The sequence below is a fragment of the Mesorhizobium sp. LjRoot246 genome, from assembly GCF_964254115.1.
GTDB lineage: Bacteria > Pseudomonadota > Alphaproteobacteria > Rhizobiales > Rhizobiaceae > Mesorhizobium.
Map to the genome: position 1 here is coordinate 3692590 of NZ_CAXUSN020000001.1, position 18819 is coordinate 3711408.

Sequence of the window (18819 nt, forward strand, 5' to 3'; positions counted from 1 at the left end):
GGTAAGGGCTGACCGTATTCGTCAGGGTCGGGGAGGAGGTCGACCCTGGCGAAATTCCTGTGTTAGACCGCCCGGCGGGCGACGATCTTGATTTCGTCGCGGACGATACCGAGATCATGCAGCTGGCGGTTGGAGAGGCGACCCAGCTCGGCAACCGTCTCGCGATAAACGCGCCAGTTACGATAGTTGCGGATCAGGTTCATTGTCGTTCTCTTTTTCAAAACTGGTTCGGACCATTTGCGGTCCGAAGAATTAGACCGCCTTGCGAGCAACGTAAGGAATGTCGCTGCGGCTGATGCCAAGGTCGGTCAGTTCACGGTTGCTCAGGCGGCTCAGCTCGGACACGGTGTCCCTGTAGCGGCGCCAGTTGCGGTAGTTGCGGATCAGGTTCATGGTAGTTCTCGTTTCGTCTTTCTTGCGGATCATTCCGTTTGTGTACGAACTATAAATAGGCGGACCCATATCGATTTAAAAGCGCTATGGCTGCATGGCAGCAATGCAAATTGTGCAATGCAGCATTAACGCGCGTTCACGGACCTGACACAAAGAAACCCGAATCGGAAAATGCCGCCGCGTCAACGATTTGACCGGATCGGCTGAAAAAAAGACCAAACTGGGGGAGAAGCAGCATGGCGAGCTATTCGTCGCGGGTCAGGGCGGATATCGCGCGCTGGCAGCAGGCCGGCATGATCGACGCCGCGACGGCCGATTCGCTGGCGCGCGATATCGAGGCCAACGAGCGCAAGTCGCTCAGCTTCGGCTCGATCCTGGCGATGATGGCCGCCTTGCTGTTCGGCGCCGCCATCCTGATTTTCGTCGCCGCCAATTGGGACGCGATCCCGCGGCTGGCGCGCGTGGCGGCACTGTTTGCTATTATCCTTGGCGGCTATGTCGGCGGCGCGGTACTGAAGATGCGCGACCATGCGGCGATCGGCGAGGCGTTGTGGATCGTGGCGGCAGCGGCTTTCGGCGGCTCGATCGCACTGATTGGCCAGATGTATCATCTCTCGGGCGACGAGGCGTCGGCTCTGGTTACCTGGGGCGCCGGCACGGCACTGGCGGCGGTGGCGCTGCGTTCGAACCCGCTGACGGTCGCTTCGGTCGGCATTGCCGATGCCTGGCTGTTCCTGAAAGGTTTCGATTATTACAGCCGTACCGATTTTCCGCATGGCTTCGTCGTTATGGCGATCGTGCTGTTTGCCGTCTCGTTCTGGACCCGCAGCCAGGCAGCGCGGCACCTGATCATCCTGTCGGTGCTGTTCTATCTGGTGCTGCTAGTCACCGACCACGACACGCTGCAGGTGGCGATCCCGCTGGTCGTCGCCTCGGCGCTGCTGTTCGCGGCCTCGGTTTTCGCACCCGACCCGGTCGACAGAATCGTGCAGCTCAGCGGCCGCTTGCCCTTGCACGCGCTGCTCGGCTTCCTCACCGGCCTGGCAATGATCCAGTTCGAACTGGCCGACGAGAGCAGCTATAACAGCGGCTTCGCCATCGCTTCGGTGATCGCGTTGGCCGGCATCGTCGCCGCAATCGTGCTGGCAGGACGGGAGAGCCGCGGTTTGCGCTGGCTTGCCTATCTGGGCTTCGCCTTCGAACTCGCCGTCATCTATGTCGTGACCTTGCAATCGATGCTCGATACGGCCGGCTTCTTCCTGGCCGCCGCGGTGCTGCTCGGCATCCTTGCGATCGTCATCATCCGCGTGGAAAAACGCATGAAGGGTCCAGAGACTGGGGGAGCCACGGCATGATCACCGGGAAAAGACTGGTTATCTCGGCACTGGTGCTGGCACTCGTCCAGATCGGATTTCTGAGCTGGATCATCGCCGGCCGAGCCGCGATCCTGCGCAACGGCAAGGAGGTGCTGCTGAAGATCGAACCCATCGATCCGCGCGATTTGCTGCGCGGCGACTTTATTATTCTCGGCTACGAGATTTCGCGCATACCGGTAAAAATGATCGCCGACATTCCGCCCGACAAACTCTCCAGCGACGATACATCGATTGTCGTGCGCCTGAAGAAGGGCATTGATGGCTATTGGGCGCCAACGACCGCCTGGTTCGGCAAGGCGCCGACACAGGCCGCGGCCGACGAAGCCGACATATCGGGGCACGTCGCCGAGGGCTGGGATCTTCGCAGCGAAGGGGGCACCGTGGCGCCGGACTACGGCATCGAGCGCTTCTATCTGCCGGAAGGCGAGGGGATGGCGATCCAGAACGACATGCGGGTGCGCCCGTTCGGCATCCGGCTGGCGCTCGCCGGCGACGGCACCGCGCAGATCAAGGCGCTGGTGGACGGCGACAAGACGCTGTTCGAGGAACCACTCTATTAATATCCGTATCAGCATCCCTGCCTGCCGTGGTGTGAAGCATGCCAGTTAGCCTGTCGACGCGTGAGGACATCAACCTCGACACTGTTTTGCGCGTTGCGTGGAAGAAAGACACGGTGGCGATCGGCGAGAAGGCCTTGCAACGCATCGCCGAGTGCCGGGCTTCGTTCCTGAAGCTGATCGAATCCGATCCGCCACCGGTCATCTATGGCGTCACCACCGCCATGGGGGAGCTGGCGAGCCGAAAGCTAGAACCTGACGAGCGGGACCGTCATGCGCGCATCAAGGCGTACGCTGCCGCGACCTCGTTCGGCGATCCGCTGCCGGAGCGCGTGGTCCGGGCGATCGTGCTTGCCCGGCTGACGAATTTCATCGAGGGCAACGCTGCCACCACGCCACGCATTGCGCTCGCCGTTGCCGCCATGCTGGATGGCCGGCCGATGCCAACGGTGCCGGGCTCCGGCCAGGGCGGCGCCGGCGAGATCCTGGCGCTCTATCCCTTGTTTGCCGAGCTTTCGACGCGCTTCGACCTGGAGGTCAAGGAGCGGGGCTCGCTGATCAACGGTTCGCCCTGCGCTGCAGCCCTGGTGGCCGACGCGGCACTCGCGGCACGCCGCCGCATCCGCATGGCGCACAAGGTCTTCGCGTTGTCGATCGAAGCGTTTCGTGCTCCGCTCGAGCATTATGACGCGGCGCTCGATACGCTCTGGGGCGATGAGCACGAGGCGGCGGCCCTGCAGGGATTGCGGGAGTTTCTGGTTGGCGCCGGCGATGGGCGGCGCAATTATCAGGCGCCTGTCAGCTACCGCATCGTGCCGCGCGTGCTTGGCCAGGCGCATAGGGCACTATCGTCTGCCGAGCGGGCGGCCAATGTGTCGCTGGCCTCGATATCTGACAATCCCGTCTATATCCCGCCGGACGATACATATCCGCTTGGCCGCTGCATCTCGACGGGCGGCTATCACAATGCCATGGCGACGCCGGCGCTGGACGATCTGGCGGCGATATGGGCCGATATCTGCCTGCTCTGCGACCGCCACGCCTCAAAACTTCTCAATGGCAAGGTGTCGCTGCTGCCCGACCTGCTGATGAGCGGGCGGCACTCAGCCGACAGCGACGGTCACGGCAATGTCGGCTACGTGCCGATGGCGATCACCGGCTATCTCGAACAGGCCAAGCTGGCCGCACAACGCACATTCATTCCGGGAACGGAATCGGCTGGCGCCGGGCAAGACGATGTCGCCACGACGGCGTTCTTCGCATGGACCAAAGAGGCAACCGCCGGCCGCTGCGTCGATGCCGCCATGGCAATGCTGGCGATGATCGCCTCGCAGGCGCTGCACGTCACCGAACGCACGCCGCCGCCTGCGCTGCGGTCTTTCGTCGATGGAATCAGGGGGATCGTGCCGCCTGTTGGCGCCGATCGCGTGCTGGGGCCAGAGCTTGCAAAGCTGGCCGAATTGTTCACCGGACAGGTGTTTGAGGCATGATCTCGTGGAGGGCACTAGCCGGGACATCGGCCGCGCCGGTCCTCCTACGCCAAGGCTTCGGAGGACACTCCTTCGTCTAAAGAGCTTCAGGTGGCCTGCCACCCGAAGCTCGAAGAGCGAAGGGTGGTGCGGGTAGAGGGACTCGAACCCCCACGATCTCTCGCCAGAACCTAAATCTGGTGCGTCTACCAGTTCCGCCATACCCGCATGGACCGGCAATCCCATGTAGCCATCATTCTGTCAATGTCAGAGACGACATGAGGGTCAGAGACAAGATGTCGGGTGAGGGCCAAAATGTTGGTTATTCGCCGGAATGCGAAGACTGTTGAAAATTAGCCTCGCCTGTGACAAAAGGCGTGTCAAATGTGACGGGACGCGACGATCCGCTTCTGCAGAATGTGATAAGAAGTAGGAAAAACAAGAACTTATTCACATTTTGGAACGCAGTTTGGGAGAGTTTGAGCCGGGTTTTCGGTCAAATCGCCAGGTTCCGTACCAAAAGCCATTCCCGGCAAGAATATACCGGCAGGCTGTGAACGGCAGAGGCCGTGGCAGTCTCATTGGTGAAAACAAAGGTTTTACGATGCAGGTCACCGAAACGCTCAACTCCGGTCTCAAGCGAGAGATCAAGATCACCGTGCCGGCCGGTGACATGGAAGCCAAGCTGATGGCGCGGCTTTCGGATGCCCGCAACAAGGTCCGCATCAACGGCTTCCGTCCCGGCAAGGTGCCGGTGCAGCACCTGCGCAAGGTCTACGGCAAGTCGTTCATGGCCGAAGTGGTCAACGAAATCCTCAATGATTCGACCCGTTCGATCATCACCGGGCGTGGCGAAAAGGCTGCCATGCAGCCCGAAGTCATCATGACCGAGGACGAGAAGGAAGCCGAGAAGATCCTGGCCGGCGGCGCCGACTTCGAGTTCCGCCTCAATTATGAGATCATTCCGGCGATCGAGATCAAGGATTTTTCCGATATCAAGGTGACGCGTCAGGTGTTCGACGTGCCTGACGCCGAGATCGACGAGCAGGTCCAGCGCGTTGCCGAATCGGCGCGCAGCTACGAGCCGAAGACCGGCAAGGCCGCCAACGGCGACCGCGTGACCATCGACTATGTCGGCAAGATCGACGGCGAGGCCTTCAATGGCGGCGCCGGCACCGATCAGCCGCTGGTCCTGGGTTCGAAGGAGTTCATTCCCGGTTTCGAGGATCAGCTTGTCGGCGCCAACGCCGGTGACGAAAAGCAGGTCACCGTGACCTTCCCGGAAAATTACCAGGCTGCGCATCTGGCCGGCAAGGAAGCCACCTTCGACGTCACCGTCAAGGAAGTGTCCCAGCCCGGCGCGCTGGAAATCAACGACGAGACCGCCAAGAACCTCGGCCTGGAGTCGCTGGAGCGCCTGCGAGACGTCGTGCGCGGCCAGATCGAGAACCAGTTCGGCGCCATGACGCGCCAGAAGGTCAAGCGCCAGTTGCTCGACCAGCTCGACGCATCCTACTCGTTCGAGGCGCCGTCGAAGCTCGTCGACGCCGAGTTCAACAACATCTGGGCGCAGGTCAATCGCGACCTTGAAGCAGCCGGCCACACCTTCGCCGACGAAGAGACGACGGAAGAAGAGGCCCGTGCCGAGTATCTGCGTCTTGCCGAGCGCCGCGTGCGCCTTGGCCTGGTGCTAGCTGAAATCGGCGAGAAGGCCGGCGTCACCGTATCGGACGACGAGCTGCAGCGCGGCCTGTTCGAGCAGGTGCGGCGTTATCCTGGCAATCAGCAGCAGGAAGTCTTCGAGTTCTACCGCAACAACCCGGAAGCGCTGAACACGCTGCGCGCGCCGATGTTCGAGGAGAAAGTGGTCGATCATCTGCTCGGCCAGATTTCGGTCACCGACGTCAAGGTCAGCAAGGAAGAGCTGATGGCCGACGACGAAGAGGCTGAAACCGCCGTCAAGGCGAAGCCGGCGAAGAAGGCCGCCGCCAAGAAGGCCGACGAGAAGAATGCCGACGATTCGGAAGAGCCCAAGAAGAAGGCCGCGCCGAAGAAGAAGGCCGCCAAGGACGCCGAATAACACCAGCACTCCGCCGAAACAGGAAAGGCCGCCCTCGAGGCGGCCTTTTTCGTTGCCAAACTGCAACAGCCGCCACGCTTCGCGAGCGATGGCCCTATGGCGACCAAGCTTTGATCATTATCTGCGCTTCTATTGCAGGCCGCTTGGCTGTTGGAGGGCGCGTTGAGACTGTTCGTCGAATTGGGACATGCCGCGGCAATCGCGCTGATCCTTGTTTCGGTCTGCGGGATTGCCCGAGCCGATACGGTGCCCGACAATTGGCGGTTCGACACAAGCGAGGACGGCCTCGTCACGGCGTCGCTCTATGCCACCAACAAGCTGATCACCGGCGGCGGCGCCTTGAGCTACAGCCCGATCCTGACCATTGCCTGCCGGGCAAACGGTGAACCGCATTGGACCGAATGGCTGCAACTGAACGACGCCGTCTCGGCCAGCCGCAAGATCACCATGTCGATCACGCTCGACCAGGGCAGCAAATTCGATGAAAGCTGGTCGGTCGGGCCGCGCGGCAGGATGCTGGTGCGCGATGGCGCCGACGGCATCAGGCGCCTTGTCGCCGCGAACCGGCTTCAGCTTTCGTGGCGGTTCGGACTACTTTCGGGGCGTGGCGAGGCCGATTTCGACCTCGCCGGGTTCGGCGAAGCGGTCAACCAGGTTGCCGGCAGCTGCAACACCGATGCACCTTGAGCCACTGCAGACCACCTAAACCTTTGTACGGTCGACATCTTCTACCTGCCGGCGGATTCTGTGGTATACAGGTGCCGTAATTCCGTTGGGGGAGAAGCAGATAATCTGTTTTGCCGTGCAAGGCGTATTGTTGGTAGGCCAGGCGCGCGCAGATCGTTTCGGGCACATTTGACGATCAGGGAGGAAAAGTCATGCGCTTAGTCGCGTTTTTCGCCGTCGTGTCTGTTGCAACCTTTGTCGCCAACCCATCGCAGGCCCAGGATGCTGCTGCTGGCGAGAAGGTCTTCACCAAATGCAAGGTCTGCCACATCGCAGATGAGGACAAGAACAAGATCGGTCCGTCGCTGCACGGCGTCATTGGCCGCACCGCCGGTACGCACCCGGATTTCAAATATTCCGATGCCATGACTGCGGCCGGCAAATCCGGCGTCAAATGGGACGAACCAACCCTGACGACCTACCTTCACGATCCCAAGGCCATGGTCAAAGGCACCAAGATGGCGTTCCCCGGCCTCAAGAACGATGCGGACGTGGCCAACGTCATTGCCTATCTGAAAACGTTCTCCAAGTGACCTGGCTTCTGCGTCTAACCTCTTGCTTTCATGTGATCTTATCCGAACCGAAGGGCAGCGTAAGACCGGGTTTCCGTTTTCGCTCGCGCCTTCAGTTCGGGATCATGACCTAGCTTGCCTGCTTCCATCGGTCCGAGATGTCGACTAGGGAAAACCGCCTCAAGGATACCGGCATCCGCCTCTCGGAAGCGACGGCGGGTGATTTCTTCGCGCTTTTGAAACCGCGGGTCATGGCGCTCGCCGTATTCACTGCTTTCGTTGGCCTGATGGCGGCGCCTGGCGCGATGAATCCGGTCATCGCGATGATTGCAATCGGTGCGATTGCAATCGGAGCAGGCGCGGCCGGGGCTCTCAACATGTGGTACGACGCCGACATCGACGCGCTGATGTCGCGCACATCAAAGCGGCCGGTTCCGTCGGGCCGCGTAACGCCGGGTGAAGCTCTCGGCTTCGGCCTGGTGCTTTCCGCACTTTCGGTCATGACGCTGGGCGTGCTGGTGGGCTGGCTTGCTGCATCGCTACTGGCCTTCACCATCTTCTTCTACGTTGTCATCTATACGATGTGGCTGAAGCGCTCAACGCCGCAGAACATCGTCATTGGCGGCGCGGCGGGTGCCCTTCCTCCTGTCATTGGCTGGGCGGCCGCCACTGGCGCGATCGGCGTTGAAAGCCTCATCCTGTTCCTGATCATCTTTCTGTGGACGCCGCCGCATTTCTGGGCGCTCGCGCTGTTCAAGGTCGGCGACTATGCAGCTGCCGGCATCCCAATGATGCCGAACGTGGCCGGCCAGGCCTCGACCAGAAAACAGATACTCGCCTATTCACTGCTTCTGGCGCCAATCGGCGTGCTGCCCTGGGCGTTCGGATTCGCGAGCGGGTTCTATGGAATTGTTTCGATTGCATTGGGCGCGGGTTTCATCTGGCACGCCTGGAAGGTTCTGGTCGGTCCAGACGAGGAGATGAAGCCCGCAAAGGCGCTGTTTGCCTTCTCGATTTTCTATCTTTTCGCGATCTTTGCCATGCTGCTTGCCGACACCGTCGCAATGCGAGCGTTCATGTCAGTCTGAGATGACGCATGACCGCTGTTCTCGGAATGTTGCATTGAAGACATTGCACGCCAGGACCGGCTCGAACATCACGATGGTATTGCACAGAATCCCAGGATCAGCAGGGCGACTATGCCAAGGCCGAGTATGAGAAGCGTCCTTCCGTCCATGACCTTCACCTTCGACCGCGAGAATATCGAAAAAAGGCCACCAGAGCTAGCCAGATCGCCAGAGCTCTTCTGACAAAAGGCGACAAGTCTCCGGCAAGAGAGTATGTTGATTGCGGTGCAGGTCGCGGTTTTGCGTGGCCAGTCATGTAAAACGGCAGCACCGCGAAATCGCGACCTTACCGGACCTGGTCTGGAGGAATGGTCATGGCAAGCTTTCATGTGATAGCAGGCGCCAGCGAGACGCTGGAACATACCAGAATTCGAAAAATCGGCGTTTCCGACCTTTTCGACGCGCTCAAGCGGGGCGTCGACGATTTCATGGTCAAACCATCGCATATCGTTTTTCTCTGCCTGATCTATCCGCTCGTGGGCGTCGTGCTTGCCGCTTGGACTTCGGGCGCCAATGCGTTGCCGTTGTTGTTTCCGCTGGTCTCCGGTTTTGCACTGATCGGCCCATTCGCGGCGATAGGCCTCTATGAAATCAGCCGCAGACGGGAATCTGGACTCGACACCTCCTGGAGCCACGCTTTCGAAGTCAGGAATTCTCCGGCGCTGCCGGCCATCGCGGCAGTCGGGATCATGCTGTTTGCAATCTTCGTCACCTGGCTTTTGACGGCGCAGATGTTCTACCAATATCTTTTCGGCCCGGCTCCGCCGGAATCGATATCCGGCTTCATCAATGAAATATTTGCCACCGGACGTGGCTGGACGCTGATTATCCTGGGGCACGCCATAGGCTTCGTCTTCGCCGTGGTGGTATTGTGCACAACGGTCGTCGCCTTCCCATTGCTGCTCGACCGGGACGTCGGCGCCTACGAAGCCATCCACACCTCGGTGCGTGCGGTGCTGGCGAACCCGATCACCATGGCTATCTGGGGACTGATTGTTGCCGTCGCCCTGATCATCGGCTCGCTGCCGGTATTTGCTGGGCTGGCCGTCGTGTTGCCGATCCTCGGTCACGCCACCTGGCATGTCTACCGCAAGGTCGTGGAGTCGCCCGCCAGACCGGCGAGTTAAGGAAATTCTGCCTCACCGCACCGGCGAGGGTGCCGGTGCAAGTCTGGTCGAAGCCGTCAGTAAGCCGGGTGACTGAAGCGAGCCTGGTATGCGCCCATGGTCAGGTTGCGGAAATCCGCGCCACTGACATGCACCAGCGTTCTATGGTCGCCGCCTTCGAAGTAGACGTCGGCGGCATCGCCAAGGCTCTCATCGACAATCACCGGCACATCGTAAGCTGCGCCGATCGGCGGGATGGCGCCGGTGTCGCAATCACCGAAGAGCGAAATCACCTCGTCTTCGGAGGCTAGTCCGAGACGCTTGTTCATGACGTCTTGCAACCTGCCAAGTTCGATCCTGTGGGTGCTCGGAACCACGGCCAGCGTATAGCCGAGCTCGTGGTGAACGACCACGGATTTCGCCATGATGCTGCCGGGCACATGCGCGGCTATTGCCGACTGCCGGCTTGTTGAAGTGCGATGATGCGCGACGGTGTCGTAGGAAATTCCTTTGCCGTCGATGAAGTCCTTCAGTCTGTTTGCGATCGTCATCTTGGCCTCCCTTGCCGGAGTTCGGAGCCTGTTCTGTCCCGATAAGTCGGGATGGGCTCTCTGCTTTTGTTTGAGCATGATCTTTCCGAACCTGAAGATCAGTGCAGCAAAAAGCCGGATCCACTTTTCGGCATCATGCTCTAACAAAAATGGACCAGTCGCCGATTGTTTCAAGGCGCCGCCAACCGAACTGGCGCAGGCCGCACGCGTGGATCCTGACTGGATGCCATAGCACCCAGTTGCGCGTCAGGGTCCGGATCCGAAAAACGCCAGCCGGGTGAAAAGCGTGTAGTCGGCTTCGAAGACCATCATTGTCACGAACACCAGCACCAGTATCGGCGGCAGGATGATCGCATAGGTCAGCGCCAGCCGTTCCCAGGCCATGTGCATGAAGACGGCGACGATCAGCCCTGCCTTGAGGATCATGAAGATCAGGATCAGCGACCATCTGAGATAACCGTGGAGGCCGAAATAATCGACCAGGTAGGAGCAGGTGCTCAGGATGAACAGCCACGCCCAGACCACCAGATAGAGTTTGATCGGGTGCTCCTGGTGGACCTCCGCATGGGCGGTGCCGGTCACCGGCGCTTCATGTGCATGACCAGCGCCAAGCGCGTGTTGCCCCAGGCCGTTTGCGGTTGCTTCAGCCATGTCTGCCTCTCACCAAAGATAGAAGAATGCGAAGATGAACACCCAGACCAGATCGACGAAGTGCCAGTACAGCCCCATGATCTCGACATTCTCGTAGCGGCCCGTGCGGCTGGTGAAGAAGCCGCGCCGTCCGGTGTCGAAATCTCCGCGCCAGACCTTGCGCGCGACGATGATCAGGAAGATCACCCCGATCGTCACATGGGTGCCGTGGAATCCGGTGATCATGAAGAAAGACGAACCGAATTGGGCCGCACCCCAGGGATTGCCCCAGGGCCGCACCCCTTCAGTGATCAGCTTGGTCCATTCGAAGGCTTGCATGCCGACAAAGGTCGCGCCGAGTGCCGCGGTCAGAAGCATGAGAATTGCCGTCTTGCGGCGGTCGCGGCGATAGCCGAAATTGACTGCCATTGCCATCGTTCCGCTGCTTGAAATCAGCACAAAGGTCATGATGGCAATAAGAATCAGGGGGATATCCGAGCCGCCGATACGAAGCGCGAAGACCTCGCTCGGATTGGGCCATGGCACGCGGGTCGAAATACGCGCGGTCATGTAGGAGAGCAGGAAGCAGCCGAAGATGAAGGTGTCACTGAGCAGGAAGATCCACATCATGGCCTTGCCCCAGGACACGTTCTTGAACGCACGCTGATCCGAGGACCAGTCGGCGGCAATGCCTTGCCAACCCGCGGGCCTTGGCTCCGTTTGGCCGATATGCGTCAGTGTCTCTGCCATCCGCTTTGATCCCTAAGTCAGCAACTGTCGGCAAATGTCGATGAACGTCGCGGCCCAACCTGCCAGCAGGGCGAAGATGGCGAGCCAGACGAAGAGCAGGAAATGCCAGTACATGGCGCACAGCTCGACGCCGAGGCGAAGCCGTTCCGGCCGCGCTCCATTCCAGGCGCCGGCGGTCGTTCTGCCGAGGCCCACCAGCCCACCCAGTATGTGCAGGCCATGCATGCCGGTGATCAGGTAGAAAAAGCTATTGGCCGGATTGGAGCTCAGAAGATAGCCGTCTTCGGTCAGTTGCCGCCATGCCATGAGCTGTCCGATCAGGAAGGCAAGCGCTGTGAGCCCGGCCACGGCAAGGCCGAGCCTGACCGTGTCGATCTGACCCTTGCGCGCGGCAACCACGGCGCATTGCAATGCGATGCTGCTCAAGATGAGTACGCCAGTGTTGAGCCAGAGCAGGCGAGGGAGCGGCAGGGGCTGCCAGTCCGATACCGCCATGCGCATGAAGTAGGCGCTGGTGAACAGTGCGAACAGACAGCCGACGACGGCGAGGAAGACACCGAGGCCGATCTTGGCGGTTGGCAGCGCCGACCGGTCGAGGGCGACAAAGTCCCCGGCCAGACCTTGCTCGAGCCATGGCCTCGACATCAGCCGCTGATGGGAAAGCCACCATCCGGCAAATCCGGCGATGACGAACAAGAAGACTATGATGACGCTCATGCCGGCTCCTTTGAGGGGCCGAGGGAGCCCGGCACGTTCTGTGGGATGAAATCCTCCTTGGCGCCCGGCACGCTGTAGTCATAGGCCCAGCGATAGACGATAGGCAGGTTCTTGCCGAAATTCCCATGCGCCGGCGGTGTTTGTGGCGTCTGCCATTCAAGCGTCGTGGCCCGCCACGGATTGCCGCCGGCCTCGCGGCCATGGCGGATGCTCCAGATCAGATTGAACAGGAACACGATCTGGGCAAAGCCGACGATAAACGCCATGATGCTGATGAACGAGTTCAGGTGGTGGGCCGACTCGGTCATCACCGTCATGTCGGTCAGTTCAGCGTAGCGCCGCGGCACGCCCATCAGGCCGAGGTAGTGCATGGGGAAGAAAATCAGGTAGGCGCCGAGGAACGTGACCCAGAAATGGAACCGGCCCAACGTCTCGTTGAGCATCCGGCCGGTGACCTTCGGATACCAGTGGTAGATCGCGCCGAAAACCACCAGGATAGGGGCGACGCCCATGACCATATGGAAATGGGCAACGACGAACATGGTGTCGGACAGCGGAACGTCGACGACGACGTTGCCGAGGAACAAGCCAGTCAATCCGCCATTGACGAAGGTGACGATGAAGGCCAAGGCAAAGAGCATCGGTATGGTGAGATGGATGTCGCCCCGCCATAGGGTCAGCACCCAATTGTAGACCTTGATGGCGGTCGGAATGGCGATGATCAGCGTCGTGGTGGCGAAGAAGAAGCCAAAATAGGGGTGCATGCCGCTGACATACATGTGGTGCGCCCAGACCACGAAGCTCAGCGCGCCGATGCCGACGATGGCCCAGACCATCATCCGGTAGCCGAAGATGTTCTTGCGTGCATGGGTGCTGATCAGGTCGGATACGATGCCGAACGCCGGCAGCGCCACGATGTAGACCTCGGGATGGCCGAAGAACCAAAACAGATGCTGGAACAGGATCGGGCTGCCGCCATTGTGCTGCAGTTGCTCGCCCATCTCGGAGATCGCCGGCATGAAGAAGCTGGTGCCGAGGGCGCGGTCGAGCAGCATCATCACGCAGGCGACGAACAGCGCCGGAAAGGCGAGCAGCGCCATGACGGTCGCGGTGAAGATGCCCCAGACGGTCAGCGGCAGGCGCATCATTGTCATGCCGCGCGTGCGGCCTTGCAGCACCGTCACCACATAGTTCAGGCCACCCATGGTGAAGCCGATGATGAACAGGATCAAAGAGGAGAGCATCAGGACGATGCCCCAGTCCTGGCCGCCGGGTGTGCCGCTCATGATGGCTTGCGGCGGGTAGAGCGTCCAGCCGGCCCCAGTCGGCCCGCCGGGCGCGAAGAAGCTCGACACCAGAACCAGCACGGCGAGCAGGTAGATCCAGTAGCTCAGCATGTTGACATAGGGAAAGACCATGTCGCGGGCGCCGACCATCAGCGGGATCAGATAGTTGCCAAAGCCGCCGAGGAAGAGGGCGGTGAGCAGGTAGATCACCATGATCATGCCGTGCATGGTGATGAACTGGTAGTAGGCTTCCGGGGTGATGAAGTCGAACGTACCGGGAAAGCCAAGTTGCAGCCGCATCAGCCAGGATAGCACCAGGGCGACCAGGCCTATACTCGTCGCTGTCGCCGAATACTGGATGGCGATGACCTTGGCGTCCTGCGAGAAGACGTATTTCGTCCACCAACTGTGCGGATGGTAGAGTTCCATTTCCGCGACTTCGGCCGGCGGGATGCCATCTGCAGGCGTGATGTCGACCATAGGAACACCTCCGTGTCCTTCCTCAGCGAGACCCGACCGTTTCGAGCTTTGCTGCAATTTCGGGACCCGGCGCCGCCGTCTGTCCCGTCGTCTCGTCTGCCGAACCCGTCTGCTGGGGGGCCGACAATTGTGCGAAAGTCTGCTGCTGGCCGAGCCAGGCCACATAATCTTCCTGGGCATCGACCATCACGACGCCATGCATCATCGGATGTCCCTGGCCGCAAAGTTCGGCGCACAGGACCTGGAAGGTTCCGGTCTTGGTCGGGGTGAACCAGAAATAGGTGACCGAGCCCGGGATCATGTCCATCTTGGCGCGGAATTCCGGGACATAGAAATCATGCAGCACATCAATCGAGCGCAGCAGCATCTTGACCGGTTTGCCGACCGGCAGATGCAGATCAGCCGCCTCGACCACGACATCGTCCTGACCATTGGGATCGCCGGCGATCACGCCCAGCGGATTGTCCGCGGTGACGTTGCGGGTGTCGGATGTGCCAAGCTTGCCGTCCTTGCCAGGCAGGCGGAAACTCCACTGCCATTGCTGGCCGACGACCTCGACGTCGGTTGCGTCGTTTGGGACGTTGACAAACCGGCTCCAGACGAACAGGCCGGGGACCAGCAACGCCGTGACCCCAACCGCGGTGACGATTGTCAGCCACGATTCGAGCCGCTTGTTCTCCGGCTCGTATGCAGCCTTGTTCCCTTCCCGATGACGGAAGCGGAAGACGCAATAGGCCATGAACAGAACCACGGCGGCGAAGACGACACCGGTGATCCAGAAGGTGATGATGATGGTGTTGTCGATATAGGCCCAGTTCGAGGCAATAGGCGTCCACCACCATGGACTCAGGAGGTGAAACAACACCGAGCCCACAACGATCAAAACGAGTACAAGCGCTACGGCCATGTCCCGTCCTCCCGGCATTCAAGGGGGCGCGAAGCTGTCCCGGCGAATGCCAAGGTCATCATAGCTTGATTTGGGGTCGCAATTCTAGAGCCGACTATCTTGACGAGAAAAATGCCGCCTTTTGCTGCAAGCGACCCTTCGAGAAGGGCCACTCCTAGATCAGCAGCAGGCCCTTCATGCTGGCATAACCCTTGCGCCCGATGATGATGTGGTCGTGGATGGCAATGCCCAGGCGCTTGCCGGCCTCGATGATCTCCTTCGTCATCTCGATGTCGGCGCGTGATGGTGTCGGATCGCCTGACGGGTGGTTATGCACCAGAATGATGGCGGTCGCCGAGAGTTCGAGCGCGCGCCTGACCACCTCGCGCGGGTAGACCGGCGTGTGGTCGACGGTGCCTGTCTGCTGCACCTCGTCGGCGATCAGCGCGTTCTTCTTGTCGAGGAACAGGATGCGAAACTGCTCGCGCTCCTCGAAGGCCATAGCCGACCGGCAATAGGCAAGAAGCTGTGTCCAGGACGCGAGGATTTCGCGACCCTGCACCTCTCCGCGCGCCATGCGCTGCGCGGTTGCCGCGACGATCTTGAGATCGAGCGCCACCGCTGGGCCGATGCCCTTGACCTCCTGCAACAAGTTAATGGGTGCGCCAAGTACTTCGGCCAGCGTGCCGAAGCGCGCCAGCAACGCCTTGGCGACCGGCTTGGTGTCGGCGCGAGGAATCAGGCGAAAGAGCAGAAGTTCCAGAAGTTCGTAGTCGGGCAGGGCGTCCGGACCCGCCGAGACAAAGCGTTCGCGCAAGCGGTCGCGATGGCCGAGGTAATGCGGCTTTTCGACTGCCATCTTGGCTTTCGCCACAGGCCGCATCGGTGCTTCGGAGAAGAAACTCCGTTCGTCGTCGTCGCTCATGTTCCCCTATGCCGCCCACATTGCTCCGGCACGGACATTAGAACCGTTCCGGCCTGGATTGAAACAGTTCTGTTCTCCGTTGCGAGGCGACGCTCGACAGCTCCCGCTGTCAGCTACTTTGCACCGGCAAGATGAAACCACGATTGCGCAACAAAACTTAACATCACTTCGCGCATGCGGCCACTTTCACCTGACATGGTGACGGCATCGGAGGCGCATTGCCTCGCTATACTGGAGCACGCATGTTCGCCAAAATGGACTCTGGATTATTTGCCGGCCGGGCATCGCTTGCGGTGATGGCAATCCTGTTTTCGACGCATTCGGGGCGCGCGCTGGCGGCCGACGCCATAGCGGTCAATTCCGATGATTTTATCCCGCCGCCCGAGCCCTCCCGTTTCGGACGCATCGAACAGAAACTGTCCGACTGGCATGTCGTGCTTGGCGGCGGCGCCATCATCGTTCCCAAATACGAGGGCAGCGACGGGTTCAAGATCATGCCGGTGCCTTTCGTCACGGCGACATTCCTCGACACGGTGACGATCGATCCGACAGGTGCCAACATCGCCGTCTATGAACAGGGACCGTTCGAATTCAGCGCGCGGCTTGGCTATGAGATGGGCCGCAAGGAAGACGATTCCGATCATCTGCGCGGCATGGGGGATGTCGACATGGGCGCGACGGTTGGCGCAAAGGCGGCGGTGAAGTTCGGCCCGGCCGAAATCTTCGCGCAACTGGACAAGACCATCGGCGGCAGCGATGGCCTGGAGGGCAGGGTCGGCATCGAGGTGACCCAGCCTCTGTCCCAATCGCTGATGATCGGCGCCAGCGCATCCGCCGTCTTCGCCGACGAAAATCATATGCAGGCCTATTTTGGCGTCACGCCCGAACAATCGGCTCGCTCGGGGCTGGCGCGTTATGATGCCGGCGCTGGGTTGAAGCGCGCCGATTTTTCCATTTCCGCCATATATATGCTCAACCAGAACTGGATGGTGCGCGGCGAAGCGGGGGTCGGCGTCCTCTTGGGAGACGCTGCCGACAGCCCTGTTGTCGTCGACAAGATCCAGCCTTCAGGGATGCTTCTGGTCGGATATCGGTTCTGACCCACGCAGGCACCAATGCAGGCTATGACAAACTCCAGCATGGCACAGCGAAGGCGCCGAAGCGATCTGGATGCCGAATCCAGATCGGCAAGACAAGGTTCGCATATCCTCATTGTCGAAGACGATCCAGAGATCTCTCGCATGCTGGGTGAGACACTCACCGATAACGGCATGATCGTGGAAGTGGCCGAGAGCGGCGCCAAGATGGATGCCGCGCTTCGCAACCGGAAGTTTGATCTCATCGTGCTCGATGTGATGCTGCCGGGCGAAAACGGCCTCAACATCTGCCGCCGTCTTCGCACCGGGACAAACATTCCAATCCTGATGTTGACGGCGCTTGGCGAGGAAATCGACCGTATCTTCGGGCTGGAAATCGGCGCGGATGATTATGTGACGAAACCCTTCAGCGCGCGCGAACTGACGGCCAGGATACGGGCGTTGCTGCGCCGCACGGCCTATGCTCCCGACGAGCGGGACCGGTCGAAGGTGCTTCGCTTCGAGGGCTGGAGTCTCGATCCCATACGCCGGCGATTGCATGATCCCAACAATGCGCGGGTCGCGACCACGACGCATGAATTCGACCTGTTGCTTGCGTTCTGCCGCAATGCAGGCCGGGTTCTCACTCGCGAGGAGCTTCTTGGCGTAACCCATGCCGGGCTCGCCGGGCCGATCGAGCGAAGCATCGACGTCCATATCAGCCGGATCCGCCGGAAGATCGAAAAGGACGCGCGCGATCCGGTACTTCTGAAGACCGTTCGGCTGGGTGGCTACATCTTCACCGCGACGGTGGAGGAAGCATGAGGGCTTTCGTCCGCCGTTTTCTGCCCCAATCCGTGCGTGGGCAGTTCGCGGCAATCATTGTCATCGCGTTGGTTGTGATTCTGTCCGTCGGATCGGTCGTCGAAAATTTTATAGAGAACGTCGACCTTCCGGTCCTTGACGATGGCGCCAGACGGGCTGCCGTTGTTGCTGCCTTGTTGCGCGAAACGCCAACGGAAGCGCGTGGCGCAATTCTGGCCACGGCTAGGCGAGCTGGTTTTGATTTCAAGGTGTTGCCCAAGGAACAGATACGCGGCATTCCATATTCTTATCTGCAATGGCGAAGTATCGAATGGCTCCTCCGTATCGACAGGGGGTCAATTGATGGACGCTGGATAAGGATCGGTGGCCGATACGCGTTTGTTGTCGACCTGGACCAGCGGGACGTCCTGGCTCATTTCGGCATGCCCGATTCTTTACTGACATCGGGCCTCGTCCGTGCCTTGTTCTATAGGTTCATGGCTTTCGTCGCCTTGCCCCTCCTGATCTGGCTGTTTGCGGTTTGGACCGTGACGGACCCGTTGAAGCGCATCTCGGCGGCAGTCGGTTCGGCCGAGATTGAGAATAGCGACCAACTCTTCATCGAACGTGGTTCCGTCGAAATGGTCGGTCTGGCGAGCGCGCTCAACAGGATGAGAACGCGTATCCGGACGATGATCGAAACCCGCACGCGCATGTTGCGCAGCGTCAGTCACGATCTGCGCACGCCTTTGACGCGGCTGCGGCTTCGCGCCGAGCGCATGGATGATGGACCCATCCGAACCGCGATACTGTCCGATGTCCAGCACATCGAAGTCCTGATCGACGAGACCCTGACCTATCTGCGCAACGACGTTTCGACCGAGAAGCTGCAGCGCGCCGACATTGCCAGCGTTCTGCAAACGGTCTGCGCCGAATTCTCCGATGTCGGGTTTCCGGTCTCATATTCCGGGCCGGATCGGCTTTTGGGTTGGTGCAAGCCCAATGCACTGGCGCGAGCGATCGCTAACCTCTGCGACAACGGGGTCAAATTCGCCGGCAATGTCACGGTCGCACTGACGCAGACCGACACGGCGGCACGCATCACGGTAGGCGACGACGGGCCGGGCATTCCGATGACGGTGCGCGCCCGTGTTTTCGAACCGTTCTTCAAGGAAGATGCGTCACGCGGCGTTGCATCGAAGCATGGCTTCGGCCTGGGTCTCTCGATCGTTGCCGACATCGTCCAAGGTCACGGCGGCAGGATCGAATTGCAGGACAACCAGCCGAACGGACTGGTCGTTATCATCGACCTGCCGAATGCCGCGGGTGTCCAGCCGTCATAGACGGCCTCGTGCCGGCAAGACGACG

21 protein-coding genes and 1 tRNA gene are annotated in these 18819 nt (G+C 60.5%); 11 read left to right on the forward strand and 11 right to left on the reverse strand.

Annotated features, from left to right (window positions below; all coding sequences use genetic code 11):
* Positions 1-62: 62 nt before the first annotated feature.
* Positions 63-203: a DUF1127 domain-containing protein gene (locus ACSQ3L_RS17870; protein WP_436161151.1), complete on the reverse strand. Its 141-nt coding sequence runs from the start codon at positions 201-203 to the stop codon at positions 63-65.
* Positions 204-252: 49 nt separating this feature from the next.
* The gene (locus ACSQ3L_RS17875) at positions 253-393 is read right to left on the reverse strand and encodes a DUF1127 domain-containing protein (RefSeq protein WP_013531315.1); all 141 of its coding nucleotides are present in this window, start codon (positions 391-393) and stop codon (positions 253-255) included.
* 236 nt (positions 394-629) lie between these two features.
* Here ACSQ3L_RS17875 and ACSQ3L_RS17880 point away from each other — a divergent pair, with 236 nt between their 5' ends.
* The 3 genes from ACSQ3L_RS17880 to ACSQ3L_RS17890 are packed head-to-tail and all read left to right on the forward strand — an operon-like array spanning position 630 to position 3816.
* The gene (locus tag ACSQ3L_RS17880; protein ID WP_436161152.1) at positions 630-1748 is read left to right on the forward strand and encodes a DUF2157 domain-containing protein; all 1119 of its coding nucleotides are present in this window, start codon (positions 630-632) and stop codon (positions 1746-1748) included.
* On the forward strand, positions 1745-2329 hold the full coding sequence (locus ACSQ3L_RS17885) for a GDYXXLXY domain-containing protein (RefSeq protein WP_436161153.1): 585 nt from the start codon (positions 1745-1747) through the stop codon (positions 2327-2329). Before ACSQ3L_RS17880 ends, ACSQ3L_RS17885 begins: the two co-directional genes overlap by 4 nt.
* 38 nt (positions 2330-2367) lie before the next feature.
* Positions 2368-3816, forward strand: coding sequence for an aromatic amino acid lyase (locus tag ACSQ3L_RS17890; RefSeq protein WP_436161154.1), 1449 nt, complete (start codon positions 2368-2370; stop codon positions 3814-3816).
* A gap of 124 nt (positions 3817-3940) precedes the next feature.
* Here the strand turns inward: ACSQ3L_RS17890 and ACSQ3L_RS17895 are convergent.
* Positions 3941-4023 (reverse strand) — tRNA-Leu (locus tag ACSQ3L_RS17895).
* A 376-nt stretch (positions 4024-4399) separates the two neighbouring features.
* On the opposite strand from ACSQ3L_RS17895, the gene tig reads away from it, so the two are divergent.
* The 5 genes from tig (at position 4400) to ACSQ3L_RS17920 (ending at position 9367) form a co-directional block, all read left to right on the forward strand.
* Positions 4400-5875: a trigger factor gene (gene tig, locus ACSQ3L_RS17900; protein WP_436161155.1), complete on the forward strand. Its 1476-nt coding sequence runs from the start codon at positions 4400-4402 to the stop codon at positions 5873-5875.
* A 162-nt stretch (positions 5876-6037) separates the two neighbouring features.
* Positions 6038-6562, forward strand: a complete 525-nt coding sequence (locus ACSQ3L_RS17905) for a hypothetical protein (protein WP_436161156.1) — start codon at positions 6038-6040, stop codon at positions 6560-6562.
* A gap of 191 nt (positions 6563-6753) precedes the next feature.
* On the forward strand, positions 6754-7134 hold the full coding sequence (locus ACSQ3L_RS17910) for a c-type cytochrome (protein WP_436161157.1): 381 nt from the start codon (positions 6754-6756) through the stop codon (positions 7132-7134).
* A 137-nt stretch (positions 7135-7271) separates the two neighbouring features.
* Positions 7272-8201, forward strand: a complete 930-nt coding sequence (locus ACSQ3L_RS17915) for a heme o synthase (RefSeq protein WP_436161158.1) — start codon at positions 7272-7274, stop codon at positions 8199-8201.
* Positions 8202-8554: 353 nt separating this feature from the next.
* Positions 8555-9367, forward strand: a complete 813-nt coding sequence (locus ACSQ3L_RS17920) for a DUF2189 domain-containing protein (RefSeq protein WP_436161159.1) — start codon at positions 8555-8557, stop codon at positions 9365-9367.
* 56 nt (positions 9368-9423) lie between these two features.
* On the opposite strand, the gene ACSQ3L_RS17925 is transcribed toward ACSQ3L_RS17920, so the two are convergent.
* The 7 genes from ACSQ3L_RS17925 to radC form a co-directional block, all read right to left on the reverse strand.
* Positions 9424-9897 carry an aminoacyl-tRNA deacylase gene (locus ACSQ3L_RS17925; protein WP_436163475.1) on the reverse strand — a complete coding sequence of 158 codons (474 nt, stop codon included), beginning with the start codon at positions 9895-9897 and terminating at the stop codon, positions 9424-9426.
* A gap of 246 nt (positions 9898-10143) precedes the next feature.
* Positions 10144-10548 (reverse strand): cytochrome C oxidase subunit IV family protein, encoded by a 405-nt coding sequence (locus ACSQ3L_RS17930; RefSeq protein ID WP_436161160.1) that lies wholly within the window; start codon positions 10546-10548, stop codon positions 10144-10146.
* Positions 10549-10557: 9 nt separating this feature from the next.
* The gene (locus tag ACSQ3L_RS17935) at positions 10558-11277 is read right to left on the reverse strand and encodes a heme-copper oxidase subunit III family protein (protein WP_136616244.1); all 720 of its coding nucleotides are present in this window, start codon (positions 11275-11277) and stop codon (positions 10558-10560) included.
* A 12-nt stretch (positions 11278-11289) separates the two neighbouring features.
* A complete protein-coding gene (locus tag ACSQ3L_RS17940) occupies positions 11290-11994 on the reverse strand; it encodes a cytochrome c oxidase subunit 3 (protein ID WP_436161161.1) in 705 nt (234 codons plus the stop codon).
* Positions 11991-13760, reverse strand: a complete 1770-nt coding sequence (ctaD, locus tag ACSQ3L_RS17945; protein ID WP_436161162.1) for a cytochrome c oxidase subunit I — start codon at positions 13758-13760, stop codon at positions 11991-11993. Before ctaD ends, ACSQ3L_RS17940 begins: the two co-directional genes overlap by 4 nt.
* Positions 13761-13782: 22 nt before the next feature.
* Positions 13783-14667, reverse strand: coding sequence for a cytochrome c oxidase subunit II (gene coxB, locus ACSQ3L_RS17950; protein ID WP_436161163.1), 885 nt, complete (start codon positions 14665-14667; stop codon positions 13783-13785).
* A gap of 154 nt (positions 14668-14821) precedes the next feature.
* Positions 14822-15571, reverse strand: coding sequence for a RadC family protein (gene radC, locus ACSQ3L_RS17955; RefSeq protein WP_436161164.1), 750 nt, complete (start codon positions 15569-15571; stop codon positions 14822-14824).
* Between the two features lie 242 nt (positions 15572-15813).
* Between radC and ACSQ3L_RS17960 the strand changes: the two genes are divergently transcribed.
* A complete protein-coding gene (locus ACSQ3L_RS17960; RefSeq protein ID WP_436161165.1) occupies positions 15814-16671 on the forward strand; it encodes a MipA/OmpV family protein in 858 nt (285 codons plus the stop codon).
* A gap of 39 nt (positions 16672-16710) precedes the next feature.
* Positions 16711-17472: a response regulator gene (locus ACSQ3L_RS17965; protein WP_436161166.1), complete on the forward strand. Its 762-nt coding sequence runs from the start codon at positions 16711-16713 to the stop codon at positions 17470-17472.
* Here ACSQ3L_RS17965 and ACSQ3L_RS17970 read toward each other — a convergent pair.
* Entirely contained in the window at positions 17439-17768 is a 330-nt protein-coding gene (locus tag ACSQ3L_RS17970; RefSeq protein WP_436161167.1) for a hypothetical protein, read from the reverse strand. The two genes, ACSQ3L_RS17965 and ACSQ3L_RS17970, sit on opposite strands and share 34 nt — an antisense overlap.
* A 126-nt stretch (positions 17769-17894) precedes the next feature.
* On the opposite strand from ACSQ3L_RS17970, the gene ACSQ3L_RS17975 reads away from it, so the two are divergent.
* A complete protein-coding gene (locus ACSQ3L_RS17975; RefSeq protein WP_436161168.1) occupies positions 17895-18794 on the forward strand; it encodes a sensor histidine kinase in 900 nt (299 codons plus the stop codon).
* The last annotated feature ends 25 nt before the right edge of the window (positions 18795-18819 follow it).